This is a genomic window from Silvimonas sp. (assembly GCF_031291215.1).
In the GTDB taxonomy this organism is placed as follows: Bacteria; Pseudomonadota; Gammaproteobacteria; order Burkholderiales; family Chitinibacteraceae; genus Silvimonas; species Silvimonas soli.
Genome location: NZ_JARLJK010000054.1, coordinates 170,316 through 193,834 on the forward strand (window position 1 = coordinate 170,316; position 23,519 = coordinate 193,834).

Annotated in this window: 25 protein-coding genes; 13 read left to right on the forward strand and 12 right to left on the reverse strand. The window is 57.0% G+C overall.

From position 1 onward, the window contains the following. The first annotated feature begins 57 nt into the window (after positions 1-57). The 10 genes from P4L78_RS02350 (at position 58) to P4L78_RS02395 (ending at position 9,780) form a co-directional block, all read left to right on the forward strand. Positions 58-720 (forward strand): hypothetical protein, encoded by a 663-nt coding sequence (locus P4L78_RS02350; RefSeq protein ID WP_283148568.1) that lies wholly within the window; start codon positions 58-60, stop codon positions 718-720. A gap of 34 nt (positions 721-754) precedes the next feature. Then, positions 755-1,498, forward strand: a complete 744-nt coding sequence (locus P4L78_RS02355; protein ID WP_283148569.1) for a MotA/TolQ/ExbB proton channel family protein — start codon at positions 755-757, stop codon at positions 1,496-1,498. A gap of 11 nt (positions 1,499-1,509) precedes the next feature. Beyond that, positions 1,510-1,947, forward strand: coding sequence for a biopolymer transporter ExbD (locus P4L78_RS02360; protein ID WP_283148570.1), 438 nt, complete (start codon positions 1,510-1,512; stop codon positions 1,945-1,947). Positions 1,948-2,043: 96 nt separating this feature from the next. Beyond that, positions 2,044-2,469 (forward strand): biopolymer transporter ExbD, encoded by a 426-nt coding sequence (locus tag P4L78_RS02365; RefSeq protein WP_283148571.1) that lies wholly within the window; start codon positions 2,044-2,046, stop codon positions 2,467-2,469. Between the two features lie 289 nt (positions 2,470-2,758). Then, positions 2,759-4,543: an ABC transporter substrate-binding protein gene (locus P4L78_RS02370; RefSeq protein WP_309326765.1), complete on the forward strand. Its 1,785-nt coding sequence runs from the start codon at positions 2,759-2,761 to the stop codon at positions 4,541-4,543. A 12-nt stretch (positions 4,544-4,555) separates the two neighbouring features. Continuing rightward, positions 4,556-5,494 (forward strand): ABC transporter permease, encoded by a 939-nt coding sequence (locus P4L78_RS02375; protein WP_283148573.1) that lies wholly within the window; start codon positions 4,556-4,558, stop codon positions 5,492-5,494. A 13-nt stretch (positions 5,495-5,507) separates the two neighbouring features. Further along, positions 5,508-6,578: an ABC transporter permease gene (locus P4L78_RS02380; RefSeq protein WP_309326767.1), complete on the forward strand. Its 1,071-nt coding sequence runs from the start codon at positions 5,508-5,510 to the stop codon at positions 6,576-6,578. A gap of 14 nt (positions 6,579-6,592) precedes the next feature. After that, positions 6,593-8,299 (forward strand): ABC transporter ATP-binding protein, encoded by a 1,707-nt coding sequence (locus P4L78_RS02385; RefSeq protein WP_309326769.1) that lies wholly within the window; start codon positions 6,593-6,595, stop codon positions 8,297-8,299. 67 nt (positions 8,300-8,366) lie between these two features. Further along, complete coding sequence (locus tag P4L78_RS02390; RefSeq protein WP_309326771.1) at positions 8,367-8,864, forward strand: GNAT family N-acetyltransferase; 498 nt, start codon at positions 8,367-8,369, stop codon at positions 8,862-8,864. Positions 8,865-8,940: 76 nt separating this feature from the next. Then, a complete protein-coding gene (locus tag P4L78_RS02395; protein WP_309326773.1) occupies positions 8,941-9,780 on the forward strand; it encodes a GNAT family N-acetyltransferase in 840 nt (279 codons plus the stop codon). 61 nt (positions 9,781-9,841) lie between these two features. Here the strand turns inward: P4L78_RS02395 and P4L78_RS02400 are convergent, their stop codons facing one another. The 9 genes from P4L78_RS02400 to P4L78_RS02440 form a co-directional block, all read right to left on the reverse strand. After that, on the reverse strand, positions 9,842-11,524 hold the full coding sequence (locus P4L78_RS02400) for a hypothetical protein (protein ID WP_309326775.1): 1,683 nt from the start codon (positions 11,522-11,524) through the stop codon (positions 9,842-9,844). Between the two features lie 296 nt (positions 11,525-11,820). After that, positions 11,821-12,411, reverse strand: a complete 591-nt coding sequence (locus P4L78_RS02405) for a DUF2889 domain-containing protein (RefSeq protein ID WP_309326777.1) — start codon at positions 12,409-12,411, stop codon at positions 11,821-11,823. 178 nt (positions 12,412-12,589) lie between these two features. Further along, the gene (locus P4L78_RS02410; RefSeq protein ID WP_309326779.1) at positions 12,590-14,578 is read right to left on the reverse strand and encodes a hypothetical protein; all 1,989 of its coding nucleotides are present in this window, start codon (positions 14,576-14,578) and stop codon (positions 12,590-12,592) included. Beyond that, positions 14,575-15,363, reverse strand: coding sequence for a prepilin-type N-terminal cleavage/methylation domain-containing protein (locus tag P4L78_RS02415; RefSeq protein ID WP_309326781.1), 789 nt, complete (start codon positions 15,361-15,363; stop codon positions 14,575-14,577). Before P4L78_RS02415 ends, P4L78_RS02410 begins: the two co-directional genes overlap by 4 nt. Next, positions 15,360-15,782 (reverse strand): type II secretion system protein J, encoded by a 423-nt coding sequence (locus P4L78_RS02420; RefSeq protein ID WP_283148582.1) that lies wholly within the window; start codon positions 15,780-15,782, stop codon positions 15,360-15,362. The genes P4L78_RS02415 and P4L78_RS02420 overlap by 4 nt, the downstream gene beginning before the upstream one ends. Before the next feature lie 13 nt (positions 15,783-15,795). Next, complete coding sequence (locus P4L78_RS02425; RefSeq protein ID WP_283148583.1) at positions 15,796-16,278, reverse strand: Tfp pilus assembly protein FimT/FimU; 483 nt, start codon at positions 16,276-16,278, stop codon at positions 15,796-15,798. 6 nt (positions 16,279-16,284) lie between these two features. Continuing rightward, positions 16,285-16,761, reverse strand: coding sequence for a type IV pilin protein (locus P4L78_RS02430; RefSeq protein ID WP_283148584.1), 477 nt, complete (start codon positions 16,759-16,761; stop codon positions 16,285-16,287). A 277-nt stretch (positions 16,762-17,038) separates the two neighbouring features. After that, entirely contained in the window at positions 17,039-17,251 is a 213-nt protein-coding gene (locus P4L78_RS02435; RefSeq protein WP_283148585.1) for a hypothetical protein, read from the reverse strand. Then, positions 17,248-17,745, reverse strand: a complete 498-nt coding sequence (locus P4L78_RS02440) for a PTS sugar transporter subunit IIA (RefSeq protein WP_309326786.1) — start codon at positions 17,743-17,745, stop codon at positions 17,248-17,250. Before P4L78_RS02440 ends, P4L78_RS02435 begins: the two co-directional genes overlap by 4 nt. Positions 17,746-18,005: 260 nt before the next feature. Between P4L78_RS02440 and P4L78_RS02445 the strand changes: the two genes are divergently transcribed. After that, positions 18,006-19,022: an NAD(P)-dependent alcohol dehydrogenase gene (locus P4L78_RS02445; RefSeq protein ID WP_283148587.1), complete on the forward strand. Its 1,017-nt coding sequence runs from the start codon at positions 18,006-18,008 to the stop codon at positions 19,020-19,022. 98 nt (positions 19,023-19,120) lie between these two features. Here P4L78_RS02445 and gorA read toward each other — a convergent pair whose 3' ends face one another. Beyond that, positions 19,121-20,473, reverse strand: coding sequence for a glutathione-disulfide reductase (gorA, locus tag P4L78_RS02450; RefSeq protein ID WP_309326788.1), 1,353 nt, complete (start codon positions 20,471-20,473; stop codon positions 19,121-19,123). 181 nt (positions 20,474-20,654) lie between these two features. Here gorA and P4L78_RS02455 point away from each other — a divergent pair, with 181 nt between their 5' ends. Both P4L78_RS02455 and P4L78_RS02460 read left to right on the forward strand, forming a co-directional pair. After that, complete coding sequence (locus tag P4L78_RS02455; RefSeq protein WP_283148589.1) at positions 20,655-21,236, forward strand: TMEM175 family protein; 582 nt, start codon at positions 20,655-20,657, stop codon at positions 21,234-21,236. 240 nt (positions 21,237-21,476) lie between these two features. After that, positions 21,477-21,650, forward strand: a complete 174-nt coding sequence (locus tag P4L78_RS02460; protein WP_283148590.1) for a hypothetical protein — start codon at positions 21,477-21,479, stop codon at positions 21,648-21,650. Between the two features lie 88 nt (positions 21,651-21,738). Here the strand turns inward: P4L78_RS02460 and P4L78_RS02465 are convergent, their stop codons facing one another. Together P4L78_RS02465 and P4L78_RS02470 are read right to left on the reverse strand one after the other, a co-directional pair. Next, a complete protein-coding gene (locus P4L78_RS02465; RefSeq protein WP_309326790.1) occupies positions 21,739-22,758 on the reverse strand; it encodes an LLM class flavin-dependent oxidoreductase in 1,020 nt (339 codons plus the stop codon). 100 nt (positions 22,759-22,858) lie between these two features. Next, entirely contained in the window at positions 22,859-23,467 is a 609-nt protein-coding gene (locus tag P4L78_RS02470; RefSeq protein ID WP_309326792.1) for a LysE/ArgO family amino acid transporter, read from the reverse strand. Between the last annotated feature and the right edge of the window lie 52 nt (positions 23,468-23,519).

Sequence of the window (23,519 nt, forward strand, 5' to 3'; positions counted from 1 at the left end):
CTGTCGCCGGTAGTTCAGGCGGCGGGTCTTCAGGTGAATTGATAGGTTGAGCCGAACATGGCTAACACAGCGTACGGATATGGCAGTGGTCGTGCCGGTGGCCGTCGCGCGACAGGTCTGATTGGGGTGGTGGTTTTCCACGCTCTTCTGATCTACGCGTTGGTAACGGGCCTGGCGCAAGACGCGGTCAAGAAAATCCAGCAGAAGGTGGAAGTCGCTATTATCAGCGAACCCCCTCCGCCCCCTCCGCCCCCTCCGCCTCCCAAAGTAGAGAAGGTTGTCGAGAAAACGGTTCCGCAACCGCAACAGCCCAAGGCATACGTGCCGCCGGTTGAGCATCCGCAACCTCAGGCTGCGCCTACTGCGATTGCTGCGACGACGTCGGATCCTGCTCCGCAACCTCCGGTTCAGGCCCCTGCACCCACAGCTGCTCCCGCGCCGACAGGTCCGCTGTCAGCACGCGGCAATTGTAGCCATCTGGAACAACCCGAATACCCGTCCAAAGCCATGGAAGATGGCATCGAAGGTCTGGTTTCGATTGTGTTCAGTGTTGGCAGCAACGGTAAATTCACGGCAATTGACAACATCTCGTTCAAGGCTATCCCTGCGAGCTACCGTAATCAGTTCAAGAGTGAAATTACCAAGGCTTTGCAGTCCTATGTTTGCCCGGCTGGTTCGTTCAGTTACGAATACAACTTCCATTTGAATTCTGATTCCTGATCAGGGATCAACGTTTTACTTAAGGGTCGAAATCATGACTAAGCACTTCTCCTCCTTCATCAAATCCTTTGCTGCTGTGACCGGCCTGATGGCTGTCTCGGCAGTGGCCAGCGCCGCTGAAGCCGGCAGCAACCCGTACGGCATCGATGCACTGTGGAACCAGGGCGACGTAGTAGCCCGCACCGTGCTGATCATTTTGCTGATCATGTCCGCGGCCACCTGGTACGTGGGTATCGTCAAGCTGCTGGAACAGCGTCGCCTGCTCAAGCATGGCCGCTCGCTGCTGGAAGCCCACGGCGTTGAACTGCAACAAAAGGCTGTGGCCGAGAACGACGACGTGCTGTTTACCGCCGTTGCCACTGCCGGCATCGAAGCCGCCAAAGAACACAAGGGTGAACTGGCTAACCGTGTTGACCTGAACACCTGGGTTGCCATGGCGATTTCCGATTCCATGGATTCCGCAGGTCACCACATGCAATCGGGTCTGTCCGTGGTGGCAACCATCGGTTCGACCGCACCGTTCGTGGGTCTGTTCGGTACGGTGTGGGGTATCTACCACGCGCTGACCGCCATCGGTATTGCTGGTCAGGCTTCCATCGACAAGGTGGCCGGTCCGGTGGGTGAAGCGCTGATCATGACCGCGATTGGTCTGGCAGTGGCTGTGCCTGCGGTGCTGGGTTACAACTGGCTGGTTCGTCGCAACAAGCTGGTGCTGGACATGATTCGTGTGGTGGCTGGTCGCCTGCACGCAAGCCTGCTCGCTTCGCCTGCCAAGTAAGGTAAAAAACCATGGCGCGTTATCGTAGACCCAGTCACGGTGGCGCCTCTGGTGATGAAGATCAGGTGATGTCTGCCATCAACACCACGCCGCTGGTCGACGTGATGCTGGTGTTGCTGATCATCTTCCTGATCACCATCCCGGTGGTGACCCAGTCCGTCAATGTGAAGCTGCCGACGGAAACCAACATTCCGACGCAGACCAAACCGGAAAACATCGTTCTGGCTGTAGATAACAAAAACGTTACCTACTGGAACCAGAAACCCGTCAGCGATGAAGAATTGCTGGCCCGACTCGAAAAGGCCGCAGTGAAAGAACCGCAGCCTGAAGTACACATTCGGGGCGACATCAATGCACGTTATGGTCCCTTGGGCCGCATCGTGCTGGCCGTACAACGTGCCGGTATCGTCAAGATTGCGTTCATTACCGAGCCGCAGCCAAACAATTGATGTGGATCGCTCTGCAACCAGGCCAGTTGACCGGCCCGGTTGCAAGCCCGGATTTTTAAGGCAAATGCAACAGCGTTTGCCGTGTGGAGAACGACTATGGGCATGCAAGTAGGCTCGTCCGGTGATGACGAACTGATGATGGAAATCAACACCACGCCGTTGATCGACGTGATGCTGGTTCTGTTGATCATGCTGATCATTACCATCCCAATCCAGACGCATGCCATCAAGCTGGACATGCCAACCAACAATAACCAGCCGCAGAACGACAAGAAGCCCGTCGTGGTGCAACTGGATATCCTGCCGAACAATGAGATCCATTGGGATGGCGAGTTGGTGAATGGCCGCGCTGCGCTGGAACAAAAACTGACCTCGATTGCGAATCAAAACCCGCAGCCGGAATTCCATATCCGCCCTGACAAAGATGCATCGTATGCACCGGTCGCTGAAGTACTGGCCGAGTCGCAACGTCTGGGCGTGAAGAAGATTGGCATTGTGGGTGGCGAGCAGTTCCTGCAGTAACCGAGTAACACTCGCCGTAGCGTGCAAAACCGGAACAGGTTTGATGCTGGCAACGGTGTAGTGATTGAGATGCCTGGGGGGATTCCTCTCAGGCATTTTTATTAGGCGTCAGTTTGGTTTTGCAGCCTGAACAGGTTGCGCGAACTGGCGTTTGGCAGTGCTCAAGTGTTCGTTACAGCAACAATCGCCTGGCTAGAATGCATACATCAATCCAGCTGCGGCAAAAACAGAAACAGCAGTATTGATTACAGGGGATCCCTGTAACACGCGGATCAGGGAAGGGGGAAATATGAGAATCAGAAAGCTGGCGCTCGCCGCCATGCTCGGCATTCTGGCCTGGCAAGCGCAAGCCGCGCCTGATCCGGACAAGGTGCTGCATAGCTCGTTCAACGCGGCCGAAACCGGTTATGACCCGGCCAAGGTGTCTGATGTGTACTCGCACGGCGTGATCGAGAACATCTTTGAGCCATTGCTGACGTATGACTATGTCGCACGTCCGGCCAAGCTGATTCCGTTGACCGCACAGGCTATGCCCGAGATCAGCGCTGATCGGCTCACCTATACCTTCCACCTGCAAAAGGGCATCTATTTTGCGGATGACCCTGTTTTCAATGGCAAAAAGCGCGAGCTGACCGCTGCTGACGTGGTCTATGGCCTCAAGCGTCTGGCCGATCCGGCAACGGGTTCGCCCTCCAATTACCTGGTACTTGGTCATTTTGTCGGTGTCGATGAACTGGCCGAGAAAGCCAAAAACGGCAAGTTCAATTACGACGCCCCGTGCGAAGGGATCAAGGCGCTGGATCGTTATACCGTCCAGCTCAAGCTCAAAGACCCATATCCCGCGCTCTCGTATGTCCTGGCGATGCCGCATACCTCGCCGCAAGCGCGTGAAGTGATTGAAGCCTATGGCCAGAATTCCAACGCCCACCCGGTCGGCACTGGCCCGTACATTCTCAAAGAATGGAAACCGGGCGTAAAAACCACGCTGGTGTACAACCCCAATTTCCGTCATATCGTTTATGACTTCCACCCCACGCCTGGCGACAAGGCGGGTGAGCAGGTGGCAAAAGACATGAACGGCAAAACCATGCCGCAGATCGGCCGCATCGAAGTACAGATATTCACCGAAGAACAGCCCATGTGGCTGGCCTTCAAGAGCGGCCAGCTGGATGAGTTGTATTCGATTCCGCAGCCATTGTTGCGTGGCGTGTTGAACATGGACCCAAAGAACCCGCGCCGTGCCGCGCTCAAGGCCGAATACCGCAAAGCGGGAATCAAGATCAGCCGGGTGCTTGATCCGGAAATGACCTATTGGCCGTTCAATATGCAAGACCCGGTGCTGGGTGGCTTGGGCAAAGAAAAAATCGCCCTGCGTCGCGCCATTGCCATGTCGTTTGATACCGACCAGACCATTCGCGATATCCGTCGCAACAATGCCGTGCGCATGGAATACATCGTGCCGCCGGGTGTGGTTGGGCATAACCCAAACTTCCGCCTTGATTACGGGTTCAACCGTCCTCTAGCCAATGCCTTGCTGGATCAGTTTGGCTACAAGATCGGCCCGGATGGCTATCGCACCACGCCGGATGGCAAGCCCATTTCCATCGACTTTTTGTCAGATGCGTCTGCCGTTGGTCGTCAGTGGAATGAATACTGGCAAGAAGCGCTGGACTCTATTCACCTTCGTGTGTCGTTCCGCCCGGTCACATTCAATGATCTGCTCAAGGCCATGCGTTCTTGCACCTACGGCATGGTTGGTGCGGCCTGGATCGCGGACTATCCGGACGGCGAAAATTTCGTGATGCTCAATTACAGCAAGAACATCGGCGCAGAAAATACCGCCTGCTATAACTCGCCACGCTACGACAAGCTGTATCTGGAATCGCAAAAAATGCAGGACAGTCCGGAACGCAATCACCTGTATGACGAAATGAACAAGGTGATGATGGAAGAAACCCCATGGCTGCCAGGCGAAACACGTTTCCGTAACCGCCTGATGCAACCCCGTGTTCTGGGCGATGAGGTTCATCCCGTCCTCCAGGTGTCCTGGCGTTTCATGGATATCCAGAAATAAGGAGGCGGCAAAATGTTCGCTTATATCGTCCGTCGCGTCCTGCAAATGATCCCGACTCTGTTTGGGGTGATGTTGCTGGTGTTTGTCCTGTTTAACGTGTTTGGCGGTGATCCGTCACTGGTGCTGGCAGGCAAGCACCTTACTGCTGAATCGCTGGCCAATATCCGCGCACAACTGGGGCTGGATAAAAGCCAGGCGGCACAGTTTCTGATCTTTGTGAAACAAGTGTTGACGCTGGATTTCGGCACCTCCTGGTCTACCCAGCAACCGGTATCCGACATCATCGGCTCGCGCGTCGGCCCATCCTTGCTGCTGACGGGTGCGATGCTGGTGGTTGACCTGTTGATTGCCATTCCGCTGGCGGCCACCGTGGCGTATTTCCGCCGTGGCCTGACCGACCGCATTGTGACCGTCTGCTGCACCATTGCCATGTCGGTCTCTGCGCTGGTGTACATCATTGCCGGTCAGTACTGGCTGGCCTACAAATTTGGCTGGTTCCCGGTGTCGGGCTGGAGCAATTCGTCGTGGCATAACCTGGTGTACTACGTGCCATTGCCCATGTTGATGGGGCTGATGGTGTCACTCGGGCCGGATATCCGTTTCTATCGCTCGTTCTTTGTGGAAGAGCTGGGTAACGATTACGTGCGTACCGCCCGCGCCAAGGGCTTGTCTGAGCGAGTTGTCATGCTCAAGCACGTGCTGCGCAACGCGCTGATTCCGGTGGTGACCACGGTCATGATGTCGCTGCCATACATGTTGATTGGTGCGCTGGTGCTGGAGACCTTCTTCAGCATTCCGGGTATGGGTAACGCGGTGGTGATCGCCGTAAACAATAGTGATTTCCCGATCATCAAGGCCATCACCGTCTATATCGCCCTGGCGACCATGATCTTTAACCTGTTGGCCGATCTGATCTACAAGCTGATCGACCCACGCGTGCAACTCAAGTGAGCGGAGAGACAACATGACAAGTTCTGTACAGGCTGCTCCGGCCACAAATAGCTCGCCGGAAGTGCACCGCGGATTCTGGGCGCTGGGCTGGCGCCGTCTCAAGCGTGACCGTGTGGCGATGGTCTCGCTGATTGTGGTCGGCGCGTTCCTCGCTGTCGCCGTCGCCGGCTGGTTCAACATTATTGGTGATGGCTGGCGCAAAGAAGTGGCTATCCCTTATGCGCCCCCATCCTGGCTGGCGCAAAGCGCAGAAGAAACGCTGCCACCGGCTGAGGAAGACACCGCGGGTGCCAAAAGCAATGCGCCTATCGTGACCATGACCGAAGCGGAAGACCCGATTGGCAAGGAGCTGGCGATTGCCCGGCAGAACATGGGCAAGTACGCCTCGGTAGAAACACCCTTGCGCGAGGCGCTGCCGTTTGGTGCCGACCTGCGTGGCCGTGACGTGATCGTCAAGACCATCAAGGGCACATCAACCTCGGTCTTCGTGGGGATCTTTGGCGCACTGTTTACGCTGCTGTTGGGTACGGTGCTGGGGGCGCTCTCGGGCTACTTTGGTGGCAAGGTCGATGACTTTCTGAACTGGTTCTACAGCGTGTTCACCAGCGTGCCAGACATGCTGTTGTTGCTGTCGTTTGCCGCTGTGGCCGGGCGTGGCATCAAGACCATCATTATTGTTATGGCATTGACCAGCTGGACCGGAACATATCGTCTGGTGCGTGCTGAATATCTCAAACTGAAGAACCGCGAGTTTGTACAAGCGGCTAGCGCGATTGGTGCCAGCGATGCCCGCCGTATCTTTGTGCATATCCTGCCCAATATCTCGCATCTGTTGCTGGTGCAGTTCTCGCTGCTGACCGTGGCGCTGATTAAATACGAAGCAATTCTGTCATTCCTGGGTTTTGGCGTCGGCGTTACGCAAGTGAGTCTGGGTTCCATGCTGGCCGAGGCTCCGGCGGAGCTGGTGCAGGGTGTCTGGTGGCAAATGGTGGCGGTGACCATCGCCATGTCTTTGCTGGTGACCGCATTCAGCTTGCTGATTGACGGTTTGCGCGACGCGTTTGATCCCAAAGCCAACAAATAACCAGGACCGACATCATGAGCAACCAAGAAAACCTGCTGTCGATCCGCAATTTGAATGTGCGTTTCAAGCAAGAAGACGCTGAACATTTTCACGCGCTCAAAAGCGTGAGTTTTGATATCCCGAAAAACCGCACCGTGGCGCTGGTGGGGGAGTCGGGCTCCGGCAAGTCGGTGACGTCAATGGCGATCATGCAGTTGCTGCCCGCCATGCAGACGGTGATCGACCCCGAAAGCCAGATCATGTTTGAAGGCCGCAATTTGCTGGGCATCTCACATGCCGAACTGCGCCGTTTGCGCGGTAAAGATGTGGCGATGATCTTCCAGGAGCCGATGAGCTCGCTCAACCCGGTATTCACGGTGGGTGACCAGATTGTTGAAACGCTGATGCTGCATGCGCATTTGTCGCGCAGCGCGGCGTGGAAGCGGGCGCTGGCGTTGCTGATTGAGGTCGGCCTGCCAGACCCGGAAAAGAAGATCAAAGCCTATCCGCATGAGCTGTCTGGCGGCCAACAACAACGGGTGATGATCGCCATCGCCATTGCTTGCGAACCCAAGCTGCTGATTGCCGATGAGCCAACCACCGCGCTGGATGTGACCATTCAGAAGCAGATTCTGGAACTGCTGGCTGCGCTGCAAAAGAAACACGGCATGTCCGTGTTGTTCATCACCCATGATCTGGGTCTGGTGGGCGAGTTTGCCGATGAAGTGATCGTGATGCGTCACGGCGAGATTCGTGAAGCAGGCCTGGTGCAGCAGATTTTTGAAGCGCCGCAAGACGCTTATACCAAGGCGCTGCTGGCGTGCCGTCCGCAACTGGATCATCGCCCGCAACGCTTGCCGGTAATTGACGACTTCATGAAGCCCGGCGGTTACGTGGCCCCGGCTGAACGCGTACGCGGTTATCAGGCAAATGACGAAATCGTGCTGGACGTGCAGGGTTTGTCCAAATCGTTTGATATTCGCGAAGGCTTGTTCGGCAAGAAGCAATTCCACGCGGTGAAAGAGGTGTCTTTCAAGCTGGCACGCGGCAAGACGCTGGGCATCGTCGGTGAATCTGGTTCGGGCAAAACCACCGTCGGTTTGACGCTGGTGCGCTTGCATCAGGCTACCGCCGGCAAGGCGTTGTTTGAAGGCAAAGACTTGCTGGCGATGTCCAACAAAGAGTTCCACGCCTACAAGCGCCGTATCCAGATCATTTTCCAGAATCCATACGCTTCGCTCAATCCGCGCTTTACCGTGGAGCAGATTCTCACCGAGCCGATGATGCTGCATGGCCTTGGCGCCAATGGCGCAGAGCGCCGGAAAATGGCGCAAGAACTGCTGGATCGCGTGGGTCTGCCAGCTCGTGCGCTGCTGCGCTACCCGCATGAGTTCTCTGGCGGTCAACGCCAGCGCATCGCCATCGCCCGCTGCCTGACCATGAAACCGGAAGTGCTGATTTGTGATGAATCGGTATCGGCGCTGGATGTCTCCGTGCAGGCGCAAGTGCTGAACCTGCTGCAAGACTTGCAGGATGAGTACAAGCTGTCGTACCTGTTTATCTCGCACGATCTGGCGGTGGTGAAGCATATCTCCGACCAGGTGCTGGTGATGAACAAGGGCGAAGTGGTCGAACAAGGCGATTCGGATGCGATCTACCGCGAGCCCAAAGAAAGCTACACGCGCAAATTGCTGAATTCGATCCCGCAAGGCTGGATGGGCGCGGCACCCGCGCTGGCATGATGGCGTAGGGCGGGTGTAACCCGCCCTCTGTCACGCGCATATGTTCGGCGGGTTGGGGGATAACAAGATGTCTAGTCTGCAAGCACAGCGTTTATCCCGCGATGACCCTACAGCCGTTGCCGATCTGCAGTCGGTCTTCAACGGCGCGCCCGCATTCAGCCTGCTGGTTGAGGGCAAGCTGCCCGAGCCCGATGCCGCCGAGCAGGCGCTGGAAGCCTTGCCGCCGGACATCGATTACCCCGACAAGTTTGTCTTCGGTTATTACCTCGATCAACAGATTGCAGGTTGCGCCGATGTGATTCGCGGCTATCCGGAAAAGCACTGTGCCTTTATCGGCCTACTGTTGTTTGCCGAAAACTGGCAACGCCAGGGGCTGGGTAAACAGGCGCTCCAGCATATTGATCACTTGGCGCGCGGCTGGGGCTGCCAGGAAATCCGCCTGGGTGTGGTTGCCAATAACCAGCCAGGATTGGTATTTTGGACAGCCCAAGGGTTTGTCGAACAATCCAGGCGTGAATTACCGGGCTATCCCGCCGATTTGATCCTGATGTCACGCGGTCTTTAGTTCGCGCGGGTTGACACGCCGGGCAACGCTGTTCGCCAAGTCCTCGGGCTTATCCCCCAAAGCCAGAGAGGATCGCATGACGCATATCGAACGCCATTCCGACCCCCATACTTTTGCCGCAGCGCTGACCGCGTGGCTGGGCGAACAGTACTGGACCCACAATCAGCTTTACACCATGGCGCTGCGTATAACGCCCGCCTTGTGCGCCGAACGGCAGGTTCATTTTTATCTGCTCAAACGTACCGGGCAGACCTTGGGCGCCGCTTTGGTCAGCGGCGTGATACCTATCCGGACGCTGTTCATGACCGATCTGGATCATGACGCAATCGATTGCTTGCGTTCCGCCCTGCGTGACGACGATGTGCTTTTGACTGATGTCATCGGGCCGCAGGGTTACGCCGAGTCTTTTGCCGCGGTCTGGGGAGAGTTCGAGCCACGGGTAGCACTGGGTAACCATCGCTTGATGACTGAACCTGTGAGCACCGGCGCGGCCGGTTATTTGCGGGCTGCCACCGATGCCGATGAAGCCTTGCTGGCACGGTGGTTCCTGGCATTTTGCGAAGAGTGCGACATGTCTGAAACTGCGGCGGGTGCGCTCGGCAGAGTGGCGGGGTGGTTGCAGACGAATCCGCCCATGGTCTGGATCTGGGAGGTTGATCACCAGGCTGCCGCGTTTTGCGTGACTTCTCCCCATGCACCGCTGGCCCGCATCGGCCCGGTCTACACGACGCCCGAGCAGCGGGGTCGCGGCTATGCTGGAGCAATGGTGGCTGCGGCTTCAGCGCACTTGCAAGCCAGCGGCATTCGGGATGTATTTTTGTATACCGATCTGGCCAATCCGATCAGCAACAGCGTGTATCAGCGGATCGGCTTTGCCCAAATCAGCCAGCATACGCATCTGGATCTGGTCAGCTAAAACGGATTGCCATGCGCGGCTGCAAAACTGGGCGGCCGCGTATGGCTCTGGCCATCCCCAATCAAGGCGTGGCCAGATGCATGGCGAACTGGGCGTGTCGCGGGGCGCTGCTGCACATTCCTTGTTTTTGCGAAACACGCTGATATAAGCGTGTGAGCTTGTCCGGCGATTCATAAATCAGCGTGGCGTTATTCAAGGCGCGGGCCAGGTCCTGTGGGGCGACGGCATCCGTGTCCGTCGGTTTGCCCCAGATCACCACATAATCCACAGGCAAACCGGTTTGCTGTTCAAAACGTGGCACATCCAGTCGTTGGATCGCGACCTGCGGCTGTCCTGGCTGCCAATGGAAGATCAAATCCTGCGTGTCATATCCTGGCCGGAAATGCACCGGATACACCTTGAGCCGCGCCAGAAAATTGAACAGCACCACGCGATCTTGCGATAACTCCAGCCGGTTTGTCGCCTGAAACAATGGGTCGTAATTCCATGGGTAACGCACGCCGTTCTGGTCGTAACTGACCGACGATTCCAGCACCGGCAACACGGTGCAGTGTGCCCCGATTAAATGATCGATCTCCTGCAAGGCGTTCATGGGCGGTTGCAGGCTGGCCTGAAGTTTGTTGGTGGCGTGGAACTGGATCAATAGCAAGGCCAGAGCCAGCAGCGATAAACCGACCCGTTGCCAGCGCCGGAAAGCAAAAAATGCCGCACACAACACCGCCCACAGCAGCGGAAAAAGTGCCGCGCGCATGAAATGCGACCAACCGCCGCCCGAGATATCCGGGACGAGCAGGCTGAAGGCAAAAAACAGGATAAACACGGTTAATGCCGCAAACCAGGCCAGCTTCAAACGCCAGCGCACAGCGCGTTTTCGCCACAGACCGACCATTAATCCAAGGGCCGTCGCCACCTGCAAAAATACCAGCGTGCAGGACACCACGCGCTCGTCGCCAGTCTGTATGCGGAACAACTTGGCTCGCATCAGGCTATCTACGCGCTCGTGCAGCGGAATGCCGTACAAGGTTTGTGCGCCGTGCTGCTGCAAGAAAAACCAGATCACCAGCGGCAGCGGAATGCACAAGCCCACAATCAGTCGGCCATAGGTGGCACCAAGTTGCCGCCAGGACTGGCCGGCGCGCAAGTCAGCAAAAAATTGCAGTCCCGACAGCACCCCAATGGCCAGCAACGCCATCAGAAACCCGGCCGCGTGCGACAAAAGCGTCACCACCAAAGCGCAGCCCAAGGCCACGGCTAATGGGAGGCTGGGTTTTGTCCGCAAGCGCACGTACAAGCCAATGACCAGAAAGAAGCCCGCAACCGAGAACAGGAAGTTATATAAGCCAAGATAAAACAAACGGTTTGCCGTCAGCGGCAAGACAAACCAGGCCAGCCACGTATTGGCCGGGTTGATCTGCCGCAATGCATAGCGCGCAGCCAGCGCCGGGGTAATGAGGCAGAGCGCCTGCAAACACGCTTCGGCAAGATCAGGCGAAAAAACCAGCAACAGCGTGCGCAAAATGGCGTAGACCGCCATATTGGGTTGCAAAGTATTGGCGAGCACAAACATCTGCGACTGTAGTGGCCACTCAGGCGAGCCGTAGTGGCTTAGCAAATAGGCAAACGACAAATGAACCGGGCCGTCATTGGTGGCCAGCGGGCCCTTCACAATGATGAACGCGGCATAAGCCAGCAGGAACGCCGGAAACAGGCCATGCCGAAGTATGGTCCTGACAAAGTTATTCAATACGATCTCCAAAGCCGGGGGCGGCAGCCGTAGCAAGGGTGAATTCGGTGAGTGGTGCTACTTTCACCTGAATTCATGCCATTGGGATCAGTCTTGCATGCAATTGACAATTTTCAAGTTTGTTTTGTGCACTGCATCATCAATGCCCGCCGCAAAGAGATGCAGATAACAAGCGCGTGCGGGGATATCAAGCGCCGGCGGGGCCGTTGGCGTGCGCTCGAAGGCATGAATAATCAAGTCAAACTGCGGGCAAGCAATGGGAATGACGCGCTGGGTGCTAAGTAGCCGCAGCGTTTTCAGCTATCTGTTGCAGTATCGCCCGTGTAAAGCTCCGGAAACTGCACCCGCACCGGATCGCCATCGCTACGCCAGCCGTGGCACGAGTCAATCAACCTGCCCAGCAAACGAGATTGTTCGCCGGTGCGCTCGCCCACGGCGGGCTGCGCTGTTTCCCGTTTGCGCAAGCCGGAGGAGATGGTCTGAAACCCCACCGTGGCCATCGGGCCCAGCAATTCGGTGATGTGTGTACAGCCCGCTCGCCCTTTGAATAATTCGCGGATTTTGCGGTTAAATCCCGGCCCGATCTTGATGCCGACCAGTTGCTGATATGAGGCAGCAATCTCTGGGCAAATGAGATAGGGCGAATGCTCGGTACTGGCCTCGGCAGCAACAATTTCGTATTGGCTGTTGAGCGTGAGCCGTACCTGCATTTCATGCAGCGCTTCACCCTCAGGCAGGTTGCGGCCATCGTAAAACGACACGGGATAACCTTTGGTGTCGGTGATGGCGGCTTCGATATCCCACAAGCCGTCCTGGCGTAGATAGCCTTGGCAGCTGATCTGGCGGGAATGATATGGGTCGCGGGCAACGGCAGGACTGAGCGCCATGAGAACACCTTAAAAGGGGACGCATAAATTACGATAAAAAAACCGGGCCGTCATTACGATCGGTCCGGTGATTGTCGTGGTTTTAAGCCCGCCAGTAAAAGTGCAGATAGTCCGTATCTTCGCGTTTGATTCAGCAATGCGGCCATCCGCGAACTGGTGGGACTAGTTTGGCGGAGAACTACAGATAGCGACTCCAGAACACCTGCACGTTGTTGGTCGAGGTCGATGCGCCGCCGCCGGTACTTGGCAAGCCGGCGCCGGGCTGGTAGGCAGGTGGTAATGCGGTCAGGTTGATGGTGGTACTGCCGCCCAGGCTGTTGGTCACACTGGAACCATTACCAGCGGCGGTGACATAGCCATTCACCACCGTACTGCCGCCGGTAGTGAGTTGGTTGCCTGCCAGAACGCTGCCGTAAATGGTGTTGGACGAGCCGAGGCTGATGTTCCCGCCAGAATAGATGCCATTGACCGCGCCCCCAGCCAGCAGGGCGTAATTCGCTGCCGGGTTGGCGGTATAAACATAACTGGTGGGATTGCTCGTCGGCGTGCACAGGTTGGTGGGGTAGCGCGCCGGAAAAAATGAATTCACGCAGATGCCGGTCGGCGTGTAATTGGTGCCAGAGACTGAACCGTTATAACCGGCGTAGCTCGGCGCATAGACCTGAAAACTGCCACTGGTGGCGATGTTGCCGGTGGCAATAAAGGTGTTGTAGTAATTGCCATTGCCCAGCGCCAGATTGCCGTGAAACCAGGTCACCCCTTGCGCCATGCTGGTGCCGTTAATCGACCATGTGCTGTTACTGGTGCTATAGGCAAAGCAGCTATTGCTGGTCGAATAGCCCTGGCAAATGGTCACAGCGGAGCCAACAGCTGGTGTCTGGCAAGTCGAGTTACTGGCACTTGAGCCGGTGGCTAACGCGGTACAGAGATAATCCTGGTGGCTGCCATCGTAATTGCCCAGATAATACGTACCGTTGGCGATGCCATTCACATTGGCAACGGTGACTTTGCGATAGCCGCTGCTATCCACATCAAAAACGTAATTGGCCAGCGATTGCAATTGGTAGGCATCCACCGTTTGCGTGGTCAGGGTCAGGGCGGTCAGCGGCGTGATGGCCACCGTGTAACCGGTTTGCTGCGTGACATTGACGTTGTTGTTCCAGCTGGGTTTGGACAGCGCGCCACCAATAATGCCGCTGCCGACACTGCCGCTGCTGGTCACCGTCAGGTTTTTTTGCGCGTACAGCGTGCCGACCGTGCTGTAGTCCATGGTCACGCTGCCTTTGGTTTTGACCGATGTCGCGCCGCCCAGCGTGACATCGCCAATCGCCACAATAGCGCCGTTGTTGGTGCTCTGGGCACTGACGGTTCCGTTGGCGTTAATCGCACCTGCATAGGCTGCGCCAGTCAGCACCACATTGCCCATTGCGTTGATCGTCAAAGCACTGGCACTGCCGCTCAACGTGACATTGCCATTCGAAGAAATGACATTTACCGAGGAGTTGCTGCCCAGCGTGACATTGCCGGTGGCATTGATCGCCTTCAAGCCCGTTAGCGACAGACTGCCCGCATTGAACGCACCCTGTACGTTGATGACGGCGTTTTGCGCAGTGGTGGTGCTGGAGTTAATGGTGATGCTGCCACCCAGGTTCACGTCATGATTGAAATTGATGGCGTTGGTATTGCCAGGATTGCTTGAGGTGGTCGAACCGGTGACGCAATACACCGCCTGCACGGTTGACGTGGCGCCGCCGCTGCTGCCGGTAAAGTTGGCCGTGACCAAGGTGCCTTGGGTTGAGCCGGACGCCGCCGAGGAAACGCAGCCATTGCCGGTGGCCGAGTTCAGACTGACCACCGAGCCCGCGACGCCAGTGACGCCACCCAAGGTGATCGCGTTACCCGCAGCCAGACTGGTCGTGCCGGTCAGTCCGATTTGATACAGATATTGCCGAAAAGCCTCGACGCCATTCCATGCTTTCATCTGCGCCTGGGTGGCGCCGTGCGCCGTGACCATGCTGTCTTGTTCGCTGCGGATGTAATACATGGTGCCCAGCACGGCGGCGGACAACGACAAGCCCACCAGCAACACCAGCAAAATGGCCGCTAGGCCACGTTGGCCGCGGGTACTGGGCTGTGAGAAAGAAGAAGGGAAGTTGAAGGTTCTCATGTGGAGAAGTTCGGCAAGCAAGTGGTCCAGGAGTTACTGCCGCTATTGGTCGTCCAGTTAATCCGGATCGACAAACCGGCCGTATGGGTCTGGCTGCTGGTAAGCCCGGAAACAGCACTGGCTGCAGAGGCGGGCAGGCTGGCCGTGTTCACTTCTGCGCCATACGGCCAGCAGGCACCGGTGCCTGTGCTGGCCTGGAAAGTCAGATTGGGCGGCACCGGCGGTGCTGCGTTAATTGCTGGCAAGATATTGGCCCCAATCAGCGGGGTAACCGTCCAGACTTTGCTGCTCCACTGGGTGGAAACCGGGTTGCAACTGCCTGCCGCCTGTAATAAAGAGACTGAGTTGTCTGAGCTATTGCTGATGAGTCCCTGGCAAGTCCAGGCAGTACTGGCTGCGGCTTGCGTGGGGTTGCTTTCCCAAAAAATGGCATTGGCGTAGGTGGTTGCCGTAGTCGGCAGGGTCACCGCAGTGCCGGTCACCTTATTGGTGCTAGCCAGGGCAGCACCGCTGACCACAGCAAAGTTGGTATTGCTGGCCGCGCTGGCAATCCCGAACCCCGCGCTTTGCAGCTGGTTTTGCACGGTCAACAAACCGGTGGTGGCCTGTCGATCTTGTGCGGCGGTGGGCTGCATGCCGCTGCTTTGATCAAACGTAAAATGCAGCACCACCCGAAACAGCGACAGCATGGCCAGGATGACCAGCATGGATATCACCAGGCCAACCATCAGACTGACTAGCGTGAAGCCTCGTTGTCCGGAGCCGAGATGAGCATTTTTTTTCATTGCGAACCATTGTTGGTAATGACAAGCGAACCGCCCAGCAACGAGCCATCACTTGGCGCGCTGGCGGTGATCGCCACCTGCGGCACAAACACGGTTTTGGCAGTGCCCCCGGCAACACTCACCGTCGCCTGAACCATGGTGCAATTGCTGGCCGTTGTGGCAGATACGGTGTTGCTGGCATTCAAGGCGATCGGGGCAGGAGTCACACCATTGCAAAGTGCACTCAAGCCAGTGGTGCTGCTTTGCAACTGGGCGCGCACCTGATTCACCACAATGTTCTGGGCGTTAACGGTGGTCTGGCTCAAGGCAGAGCGCGACAGCACATAGGTCATGCCCACCCCGACAATGCCCATCAGCAGCATGGCGATCAAACCTTCAAACAAGCTGGTGCCACGCTGGCGTAGCAGACGTTGCGACAATGGCTGTGGCGGCCTAGTTAAGCACGGCAGTGGTATCACTGCTAACTCCCATGCTGGTGACGATGAAAGTGGCAGCAGTACCGCATTGCGTACTCCCCAAAGTGGCAGCAACGGGCAGGCCGGAATCGTTATACGCCACGCATTGCGCCGCCGCGCCGTTCAAGATGGCCGTGGTGGCATTGGGCAATTTGCCGGTCCACACCGCGTTGGTGCAATTGAGGCCGCTGGCGGTTGCGGCGTCCTGGGCGCACACCGTGTTGTTATTCAATACCAGGTAAGCGGCTGGATTGCTGGCCGTGACGGCACTGCCATTGCGCAACGCCCGTGATTTGGCTCTGGCAACACCTTGGTTGAACAACGTAGTGCCAGACCGGATGTTGGAGGAGCCTACCCATTGCATCGTTAATGGCACACCCTGCAGTAACAGCACCATCATCACCGCAATGGTGATGATGAATTCAATTAGCGTGAAACCGGCGTTCCTTTGTTTATACATGGCCCGTTACCACATCGTCAGGCCACCGCAGGCTGAGGTTCCGGTTCCTGAGCCAGCCGAGATCTGCCGGGCATTGGTGCTATCCAGCTTGAGCGTGCATCCACTGGTCATTTGCCCGGCTTTACCTGTGGCGGTCAGCAAATAAGCTGGAGCGGGGGAGCCCGAAGGTGCCGGAGTTTGCACCGAGTAAGTAAACATGATCTTCTCGGCGGGGCTAAATCCGGGGAAGCTAGATGATGTGGTGACATCGCTGGACGTAGCCGGGTAGCTCAAGTTCACCTGATGCTGGTTTTCCATAATCAACGCCAGCGCAACCAGATCGGCGCCCGCACCCTTCACATGACTCTTCACGATGTAATTGCGATAGCTGGGCAGGGCAATGGCGGCCAGAATGGCCACGATAGCTACCGTGACCATTATTTCGATCAGCGTGAAGCCCGCGTTTTTTGCGGATATGAATGAAAGTGCGCTGCGTTGGTTCATGGTGCTCGCTGTGTGAATCTGGATTGGGGCAGGCAAACAGACAAGCGCCCCGTGGTAGTGGTTCCGCCTTATGTGATTATTTTGATCATTCCCATACAAACTGCATGCTTTTGGTCGTTTCTCGTTCATTACGCGAACAAAACGACCTGCTGATGGGCTGGAAAGAGCGCATTAGGGCGCAGATCCAATATTCACGATAGCAAAACATTGTGCGAGCTTTGTGCAGATCGGGCCGAAAGGTAGGCCGACCAGATGGGTTGATCTGGCCGAGGGCTGGCTAGAAACGCACGATCTGTTTGCGATGAACGAAGAAGTCAGTGCCAAAGGTCACCGCGCAATCCTCAAAATAATGGCTGGTCCGCAACAACCAGTATCCCGTGCCGGGAAGGTTATCGATTTTGCCTGCCCGACTGTCTGGCTCTTCAAATGCGCGCTCTGGTACTGGCGGCGTATGCACTGTGGGATTACTGAAGTGGCGCAGCATGCTCATGATTCAAGCTCCGTTAACGAGCGGGTGTGGGCATTCAGGTGCAGCGGCGCGGTGGCCAGCAAGCGGTGAATTGCCGTTTGGGTATGCGCAGCTCGCAATGCCTGGCGAAAATCGCGCTGGTGTAGCGCGGCGGCAAGGTCGGCCAGTGCCTGCAAATGGTGTTGGGTTGCTTTGGCCGGCATCAGCAAAAAGAAGAATTCGCTCAAGCCTTTGCCATCTGGCGTTTCGCCATCGACCGGCAATACCGGGCGGATGAAGATCAGTGCCGGACGTTCCAGCCCTTCAACGCGGGCGTGGGGAATGGCGATGCCGCGGCCGAGACCGGTAGGGCCAATGCGTTCACGGTCGAGCAATTTCTGAAGCACTTGCGCCGCTGGCAGCCCGAAATGGCGCTCAGCAAAACAGGCCGCCTGTTCAAATAACGAGTGCGGCGTCTGGGCGGGTACGTCTAGCAAAATACTGGATGGCGGGCATAAATCGGCCAGAGAGAACATGGTGTTTTCCTTTGCAATGCAGATGATCCGGTCACGCCTTGTGGAGCGGTGGACTGGCTGAGATCACTGTATGAAAGGCCGTATAAACAACGCATAAAAAAGCAGCTCCGCCAGGCAAAAATCGCAAAAATCCTCTTCCCGCGTGGCACCAATAACGCCTTTCGACCTGATGGCCAGGCAACATGCCTGGATAAAAGCGCACGCGCGTGCCTACAGTGGCTCTTGATCTATTTGTTCACACGCATCCCGGGAGCGAAGGTATGAGCACGAGCGATACGATTCACGGTTGGGCAGCAAAGGCGCCTCACACGCCGTTAGAGCCGTTTGACTTTAACGACGGCCCGCTGGGCGACGAAGACGTTGAGGTCGAAATTGATTATTGCGGCATTTGTCACTCGGATTTGTCGATGCTGGATAACGAATGGGGCATGACCACATACCCGTTTGTGCCAGGGCATGAAGCGGTTGGCCGAGTGGTGCGCATGGGCGCGCAGGCCAAAGGGCTGAAGCTGGGGCAGACAGTGGGTGTGGGCTGGAATCGCGGCAGCTGCATGCACTGTCATTCGTGTATCGGTGGCGACCAGCATTTATGCGCCGAGGTACAACCCACCATTCTGGGGCGGCATGGCGCCTTTGCGGATCGTATCCGCGCGCATTGGGCGTGGGCTATTCCATTGCCTGACGGGGTTGATCCGGCGGTAGCGGGGCCGTTGTTTTGCGGCGGCATTACCGTGTTTGCACCGCTGGTCGTGCATAACGTCAAACCTACCCAGCGCGTGGGCGTGATCGGCATTGGCGGATTGGGCCACATGGCGATCCGCTTCATGAGCGCTTGGGGCTGCGAGGTCACAGCGTTTACCTCGTCGGCGCGCAAACACGATGAAGCCCGCGAGCTAGGCGCCCATCGGGTGGTAACCAGTACCGATAGCGCCTCGCTGGCTGCGGCGGCAGGTTCGCTGGATTTCTTGCTGGTGACCGCCAACGTCAAACTGGACTGGGATGCGATCATTAACACGCTGGCGCCAAAAGGTCGGCTGCATTTTGTCGGCGCGGTGCCCGAGCCTGTGCCGTTGACGGTGTTTACCTTGCTGCTCAAGCAGATGGATGTCTCCGGGTCCCCCACCGGTTCGCCTGCGGTGATCGCCGACATGCTGGCATTTTGCGCCCGGCACGGCATCGGGCCGATGGTCGAGCACTTTCCGGTCGCCCGCATTAACGACGCCATCCAGCATTTGCGTGATGGCAAAGCGCGTTACCGCATCGTGCTGGATATGTGATCCGGAACGCACTTGTCAGCGTTTTGGCTGCAAACTGCCCCGGCTGCGACTTGCGTCCGGGGCAGTTTTTTGCCGAGGACATTCTCGAAGCCGGTGGCTTAGCCGCGTAACGTGACCAGTTCTTCGGCAATGGAAGGATGTAACGCCACAGTCCGGCGAAAATCCTGCCAGCGGGCACTGGCAGTAAGCGCTACGCCAATCAACTGCGCCATCTCGGCTACACCTTCGCCCAGCAAATGCACGCCCAGTACCCGGTCGGTCGGATTGTCGATCAACACTTTCATCAGCACTTGATCTTCTGATCCGGCGAAAGCCTGCGTCATCGCCCGGAAACGCGTTTGCAGCACGCGGATATCCGGGAAACGCTCGCGCGCCTGGGCTTCGGTGAGGCCGACCGTGCCCAGCTCGGGAGTGGAAAACACCGCAGTGGGGACCAGTTCGTAATCCAGTTCGAGCGGGGTGATTTGCCCAAACAATTGATCGGCAAAAGCCTGCCCTTCGCGAATGGCCACTGGCGTCAGATTCAGCCGGTCAGTGACATCCCCCACCGCGTAAATGGATGGAATGTTGGTGCGGGAGTGGGCATCCACTTGGATGGCGCCCTTGTCATCCACCGCAACGCCAGCTTGTTCCAGCCCCAGCGCGCGCGTATTGGGTTTGCGCCCGGTACAAAGCATGACCGTATCCACCGTATAAGTGGCGCCGGTGCTGCTGCTTACGCGCAGACCATCGGCGGTTTGCTCGATTTGGCGGATGAACTGCTCGGTATGCAAAGCAATGCCGCGCCGGGTTTGGTGCTCGGCGAGCAGTCGCGCCAGGTCTTCATCAAACCCCCTAAGCAATTGCTGTCCGCGAATCATGATCGAGGTCTGCACACCCAATCCGGCAAAGATGCCGGCAAATTCCACCGCGATATAACCACCGCCAACGATCAGCACCCGGCCGGGTAGCTCTGGCAAGTGAAAGGCTTCATCCGAGGTAATCGCCAATTCACTGCCAGGAAAAACCGCCCGATGTGGATAGCCGCCGGTGGCAATCAGGCTGTAGCGTGCGGTAACGCGTTGGCCACTGGTCGCCAGGCGCAGGGTGTTTGCGTCTTCAAAGGTGGCTTGCTCGGCATGGATGACCACGCCGGAATTAACCAGGTTGCGCTGGTAAATGGCTTCCAGCCGCGAAATCTCCGTGTCTTTGTGGGTGATCAGGCTGGCCCAGTCAAATTGGGCATCTTGCTGCTGCCAACCGTAGGCGCGGCTGGCGCGAAACTGATCCGGGAAGCGGCTGGCATAAACCAGCAGCTTTTTGGGAACGCAACCGCGATTGACGCAGGTGCCGCCAAAATTGGCTTGCTCGGCAATCGCTACCCTGGCGCCGTGGCTGGCCGCAACCCGCGCCGCCCGCACGCCGCCGGAACCCCCGCCAATGACAAACAGGTCAACGTCGTAATTTGCCATCTGTGCTCTCCAGAGTCTGATCAGTCTGCACGTGATATGAGGGTGGTCGAAAGCGGCCCGATACGCAAGCCGGTACTGTGGTTGCGCGTCGGCCTCGCCAATGTCCATGTCATGTTTTACGCTGTAGGCTCGGGCCAAAGTGGCCGGGTTTGACACAACAAACAGTCGGGGAAGCTAGTCAATGGGGAAGGGCAGGCTGGAAGCGTTTAGTGATGGCGTGTTGGCCATCATCATTACCATCATGGTGCTGGAGCTTAAAGTGCCGCACGGGACCGATCCGCACGCATTGCTGGAAATGTGGCCGGTGCTGTTGAGTTATATCCTGAGTTTTATCTACGTCGGTATTTACTGGAACAACCATCATCACCTGTTTCATGCGGTAACGGCGGTCAGCGGCGGTGTGCTCTGGGCCAACTTGCATTTGCTGTTCTGGTTGTCGCTGATTCCCGTTACCACGGCCTGGCTGGGCGAAAACGGCCTGATGTCATGGCCAGCTGCGCTCTACGGCGTGGTGTTGTTGGGGTCGGCAATTGCCTATTTCATTCTTACCCGCGTGCTGGTTGCTCACCACGGGCGGCAATCTTTACTGGCGCAATCGTTAGGCAGTGATGTGAAGGGCAGGATATCTGTGGTGTTGTATGCACTGGGTGTTGGTCTGGCGTTTGTGCATGGCGCCATTGCCTGCATTTTGTATACCGTAGTCGCGGTAGTCTGGCTGATTCCAGACCGGCGTTTTGAACGGTCAGCCGATCAAGTATCTTGATCAATTTGGGGCAAAAACGGAGTTGGATCATTTCTGATAGCGGAATGCGCCAAGGGCCGCTGCTGCACGCAGAAAATTGATTTGTATTGTGCAATTCGCAACGTTATTGCTGATTCGTTGCATTTTTTTACAACTCGCAACATGATTTCTTTTGAATTCGCCGTGTGATCTTCTAAGGTGAACGTGCAGTTGCATTTATATGACAAATTTTCCCGTGCAAACAGAAAGGAGAGAACCGAGATGAAGTTGCTTACCGCAATGTTGATGGCTTTTGCATTTATTGTTACCACTGGTGTAGCTTCCGCTGAATCCGCCGTTGGCGGCGCAGCTGCCAGCGAAGTCAGCCCAGCTAAAGTCCAACAAAAACGTACCACCAAGCATCATCACAAGGCATCTGCTGCATCGGCAATGTAATACCGAGCTGCGTTAATGCTAAAAAAGCCAGTCCTGTGGGGACTGGCTTTTTTGTTTGACCAAATGCGTTTATCACCGCTATTTCAAGTTAAAGCGACCGTGGCAATTCGCATACTTGCGAAACAATTTCATACGAGTGCAAGCGCTCGGCGTGATCAGAAACCGCCGCATTCGCCATGATTTCATCCACGCCGAATTCTTGCAAAAATTCGCGCAGCTTTGCCCGTACTGTGACCGGGCTGCCAATAATGGATGCGCCCAATTGCGCTTGCACCGCTGCACGTTCATGCGGTTCCCAATATCCATCCATGCTTTCCACTGGAGGCTCAAGCGGGCCCGGATTGCCGCGAATCATGCCGACAAAACGCCGTTGTGCCGAGGTTGCCAGAAATTGCGCGTGTTCGTCGGTATCGGCCGCAATGACGTTAATTCCGGCCATGGCATAAGGTTGTTCCAGCACGCGGGAAGGGCGGAAAGTATGGCGATATAAATCAAACGCCGCTTTCATATTACGCGGCGCGAATTGCCCGGCAAAAGCAAACGGCAAGCCCAGATAACCAGCCAATTGCGCGCTGAAACCACTGGAGCCCAATAACCAGATTGGCACGTCCAGCCCTTCGCCGGGCACGGCATGAATACCGTTGCTGCCGCCGTGCAGGTCGGGCCGGAAATAGGCACGCAATTCTTCGAGCATCTGCGGAAACTGATCGCCATCGGCACCCGAATCACGGCGCAGCGCACGCATGGTGGCTTGGTCGGTGCCGGGTGCCCGGCCCAAACCCAGATCAATCCGGCCGGGGTAGAGTGATTCCAGCGTGCCGAACTGCTCGGCGATCACCAGCGGCGCATGGTTGGGCAACATGATGCCGCCAGAGCCAACGCGGATGCGTTTGGTGCCGCCAGCGACGTGGCCAATCACCACCGAGGTGGCCGCGCTGGCGATACCGCGCATACCATGATGTTCTGCCAGCCAGTAACGATTGAAGCCCCAGCGATCGGCATGTTGGGCCAGATCCAGGGTGTTGGCCAAGGCTTGGGTGGGCGTAGAGCCCGCGACGATCGGGGAGAGATCGAGTACCGAGATCGGCGTGTTTTCCAGTGTTTTCATGTTCTTTCCGGCGGGGCAGACGAACATCTAATCTGGGGACGCGATCAGTCAATTCCAAGACGATTGGTCTAGTGTTTTTGCATTCACTCCAAAACGCGACTCACACCCACGCCAGCGACACTGCCAAACCCAGCATCATGCAGCCGATCAAGCCATCCAGGATGCGCCAGGCGCGCGCTGAGGCAAAGACCGGTGACAACAAGCGTGCGCCATAGCCCAGCCCCAGAAACCACAGTAGGGAAGCAGTCATGGCACCTAAAGCAAACCACGGCTGCGCCAGGGGTGTTTGCTGGCTGGCAATCGAGCCTAGTAACACCACTGTATCCAGATAAACATGCGGATTAAGCCAGGTCAGCGCCATGACGGTGAGCGCGGCTTGCTGCCAGGAAATGGTGGGAACGCCTTTTTCGGCGTGTAACGCGCCGGTTGAAAACGCCGCTCGCCATGCCCGAAGACCGTACCAGGTCAGGAATGCGACACCTGCCCAGCGGGCCACTGTCATCAGCGCCGGGCTCTGTTCAATCAACGCGCCCATGCCAGCCACACCGGCGGCAATCAGCAGCACGTCGCCCACGATGCAAACCAGCACGGTGATGCCGATATGTTGGCGCGACAAACCCATGCGCAGTACGTGAGCGTTCTGCCCACCAATAGCCATGATCAGACTGGCGCCCAGGCCTATGCCTTTTAACCATGCCGAGAAAAACATTGGTATTGCCCCTGATCACGTCGTTGAATGAGAGCGATTGTCGGCGGTCTGG

What these genes read in the sequence shown, in the direction of transcription:
- P4L78_RS02465 (WP_309326790.1), bottom strand. Translation starts at nt 22,758, where the DNA reads ATGAAAACACTGGAAAACACGCCGATCTCGGTACTCGATCTCTCCCCG.
- P4L78_RS02410 (WP_309326779.1), bottom strand. Translation starts at nt 14,578, where the DNA reads ATGAGAACCTTCAACTTCCCTTCTTCTTTCTCACAGCCCAGTACCCGC.
- P4L78_RS02370 (WP_309326765.1), top strand. Translation starts at nt 2,759, where the DNA reads ATGAGAATCAGAAAGCTGGCGCTCGCCGCCATGCTCGGCATTCTGGCC.
- P4L78_RS02375 (WP_283148573.1), top strand. Translation starts at nt 4,556, where the DNA reads ATGTTCGCTTATATCGTCCGTCGCGTCCTGCAAATGATCCCGACTCTG.
- P4L78_RS02380 (WP_309326767.1), top strand. Translation starts at nt 5,508, where the DNA reads ATGACAAGTTCTGTACAGGCTGCTCCGGCCACAAATAGCTCGCCGGAA.
- P4L78_RS02430 (WP_283148584.1), bottom strand. Translation starts at nt 16,761, where the DNA reads ATGAACCAACGCAGCGCACTTTCATTCATATCCGCAAAAAACGCGGGC.
- P4L78_RS02385 (WP_309326769.1), top strand. Translation starts at nt 6,593, where the DNA reads ATGAGCAACCAAGAAAACCTGCTGTCGATCCGCAATTTGAATGTGCGT.
- P4L78_RS02470 (WP_309326792.1), bottom strand. Translation starts at nt 23,467, where the DNA reads ATGTTTTTCTCGGCATGGTTAAAAGGCATAGGCCTGGGCGCCAGTCTG.
- P4L78_RS02425 (WP_283148583.1), bottom strand. Translation starts at nt 16,278, where the DNA reads ATGTATAAACAAAGGAACGCCGGTTTCACGCTAATTGAATTCATCATC.
- P4L78_RS02395 (WP_309326773.1), top strand. Translation starts at nt 8,941, where the DNA reads ATGACGCATATCGAACGCCATTCCGACCCCCATACTTTTGCCGCAGCG.
- P4L78_RS02445 (WP_283148587.1), top strand. Translation starts at nt 18,006, where the DNA reads ATGAGCACGAGCGATACGATTCACGGTTGGGCAGCAAAGGCGCCTCAC.
- P4L78_RS02365 (WP_283148571.1), top strand. Translation starts at nt 2,044, where the DNA reads ATGGGCATGCAAGTAGGCTCGTCCGGTGATGACGAACTGATGATGGAA.
- P4L78_RS02440 (WP_309326786.1), bottom strand. Translation starts at nt 17,745, where the DNA reads ATGTTCTCTCTGGCCGATTTATGCCCGCCATCCAGTATTTTGCTAGAC.
- P4L78_RS02415 (WP_309326781.1), bottom strand. Translation starts at nt 15,363, where the DNA reads ATGAAAAAAAATGCTCATCTCGGCTCCGGACAACGAGGCTTCACGCTA.
- P4L78_RS02360 (WP_283148570.1), top strand. Translation starts at nt 1,510, where the DNA reads ATGGCGCGTTATCGTAGACCCAGTCACGGTGGCGCCTCTGGTGATGAA.
- P4L78_RS02405 (WP_309326777.1), bottom strand. Translation starts at nt 12,411, where the DNA reads ATGGCGCTCAGTCCTGCCGTTGCCCGCGACCCATATCATTCCCGCCAG.
- P4L78_RS02390 (WP_309326771.1), top strand. Translation starts at nt 8,367, where the DNA reads ATGTCTAGTCTGCAAGCACAGCGTTTATCCCGCGATGACCCTACAGCC.
- P4L78_RS02435 (WP_283148585.1), bottom strand. Translation starts at nt 17,251, where the DNA reads ATGAGCATGCTGCGCCACTTCAGTAATCCCACAGTGCATACGCCGCCA.
- P4L78_RS02455 (WP_283148589.1), top strand. Translation starts at nt 20,655, where the DNA reads ATGGGGAAGGGCAGGCTGGAAGCGTTTAGTGATGGCGTGTTGGCCATC.
- P4L78_RS02460 (WP_283148590.1), top strand. Translation starts at nt 21,477, where the DNA reads ATGAAGTTGCTTACCGCAATGTTGATGGCTTTTGCATTTATTGTTACC.
- gorA (WP_309326788.1), bottom strand. Translation starts at nt 20,473, where the DNA reads ATGGCAAATTACGACGTTGACCTGTTTGTCATTGGCGGGGGTTCCGGC.
- P4L78_RS02350 (WP_283148568.1), top strand. Translation starts at nt 58, where the DNA reads ATGGCTAACACAGCGTACGGATATGGCAGTGGTCGTGCCGGTGGCCGT.
- P4L78_RS02355 (WP_283148569.1), top strand. Translation starts at nt 755, where the DNA reads ATGACTAAGCACTTCTCCTCCTTCATCAAATCCTTTGCTGCTGTGACC.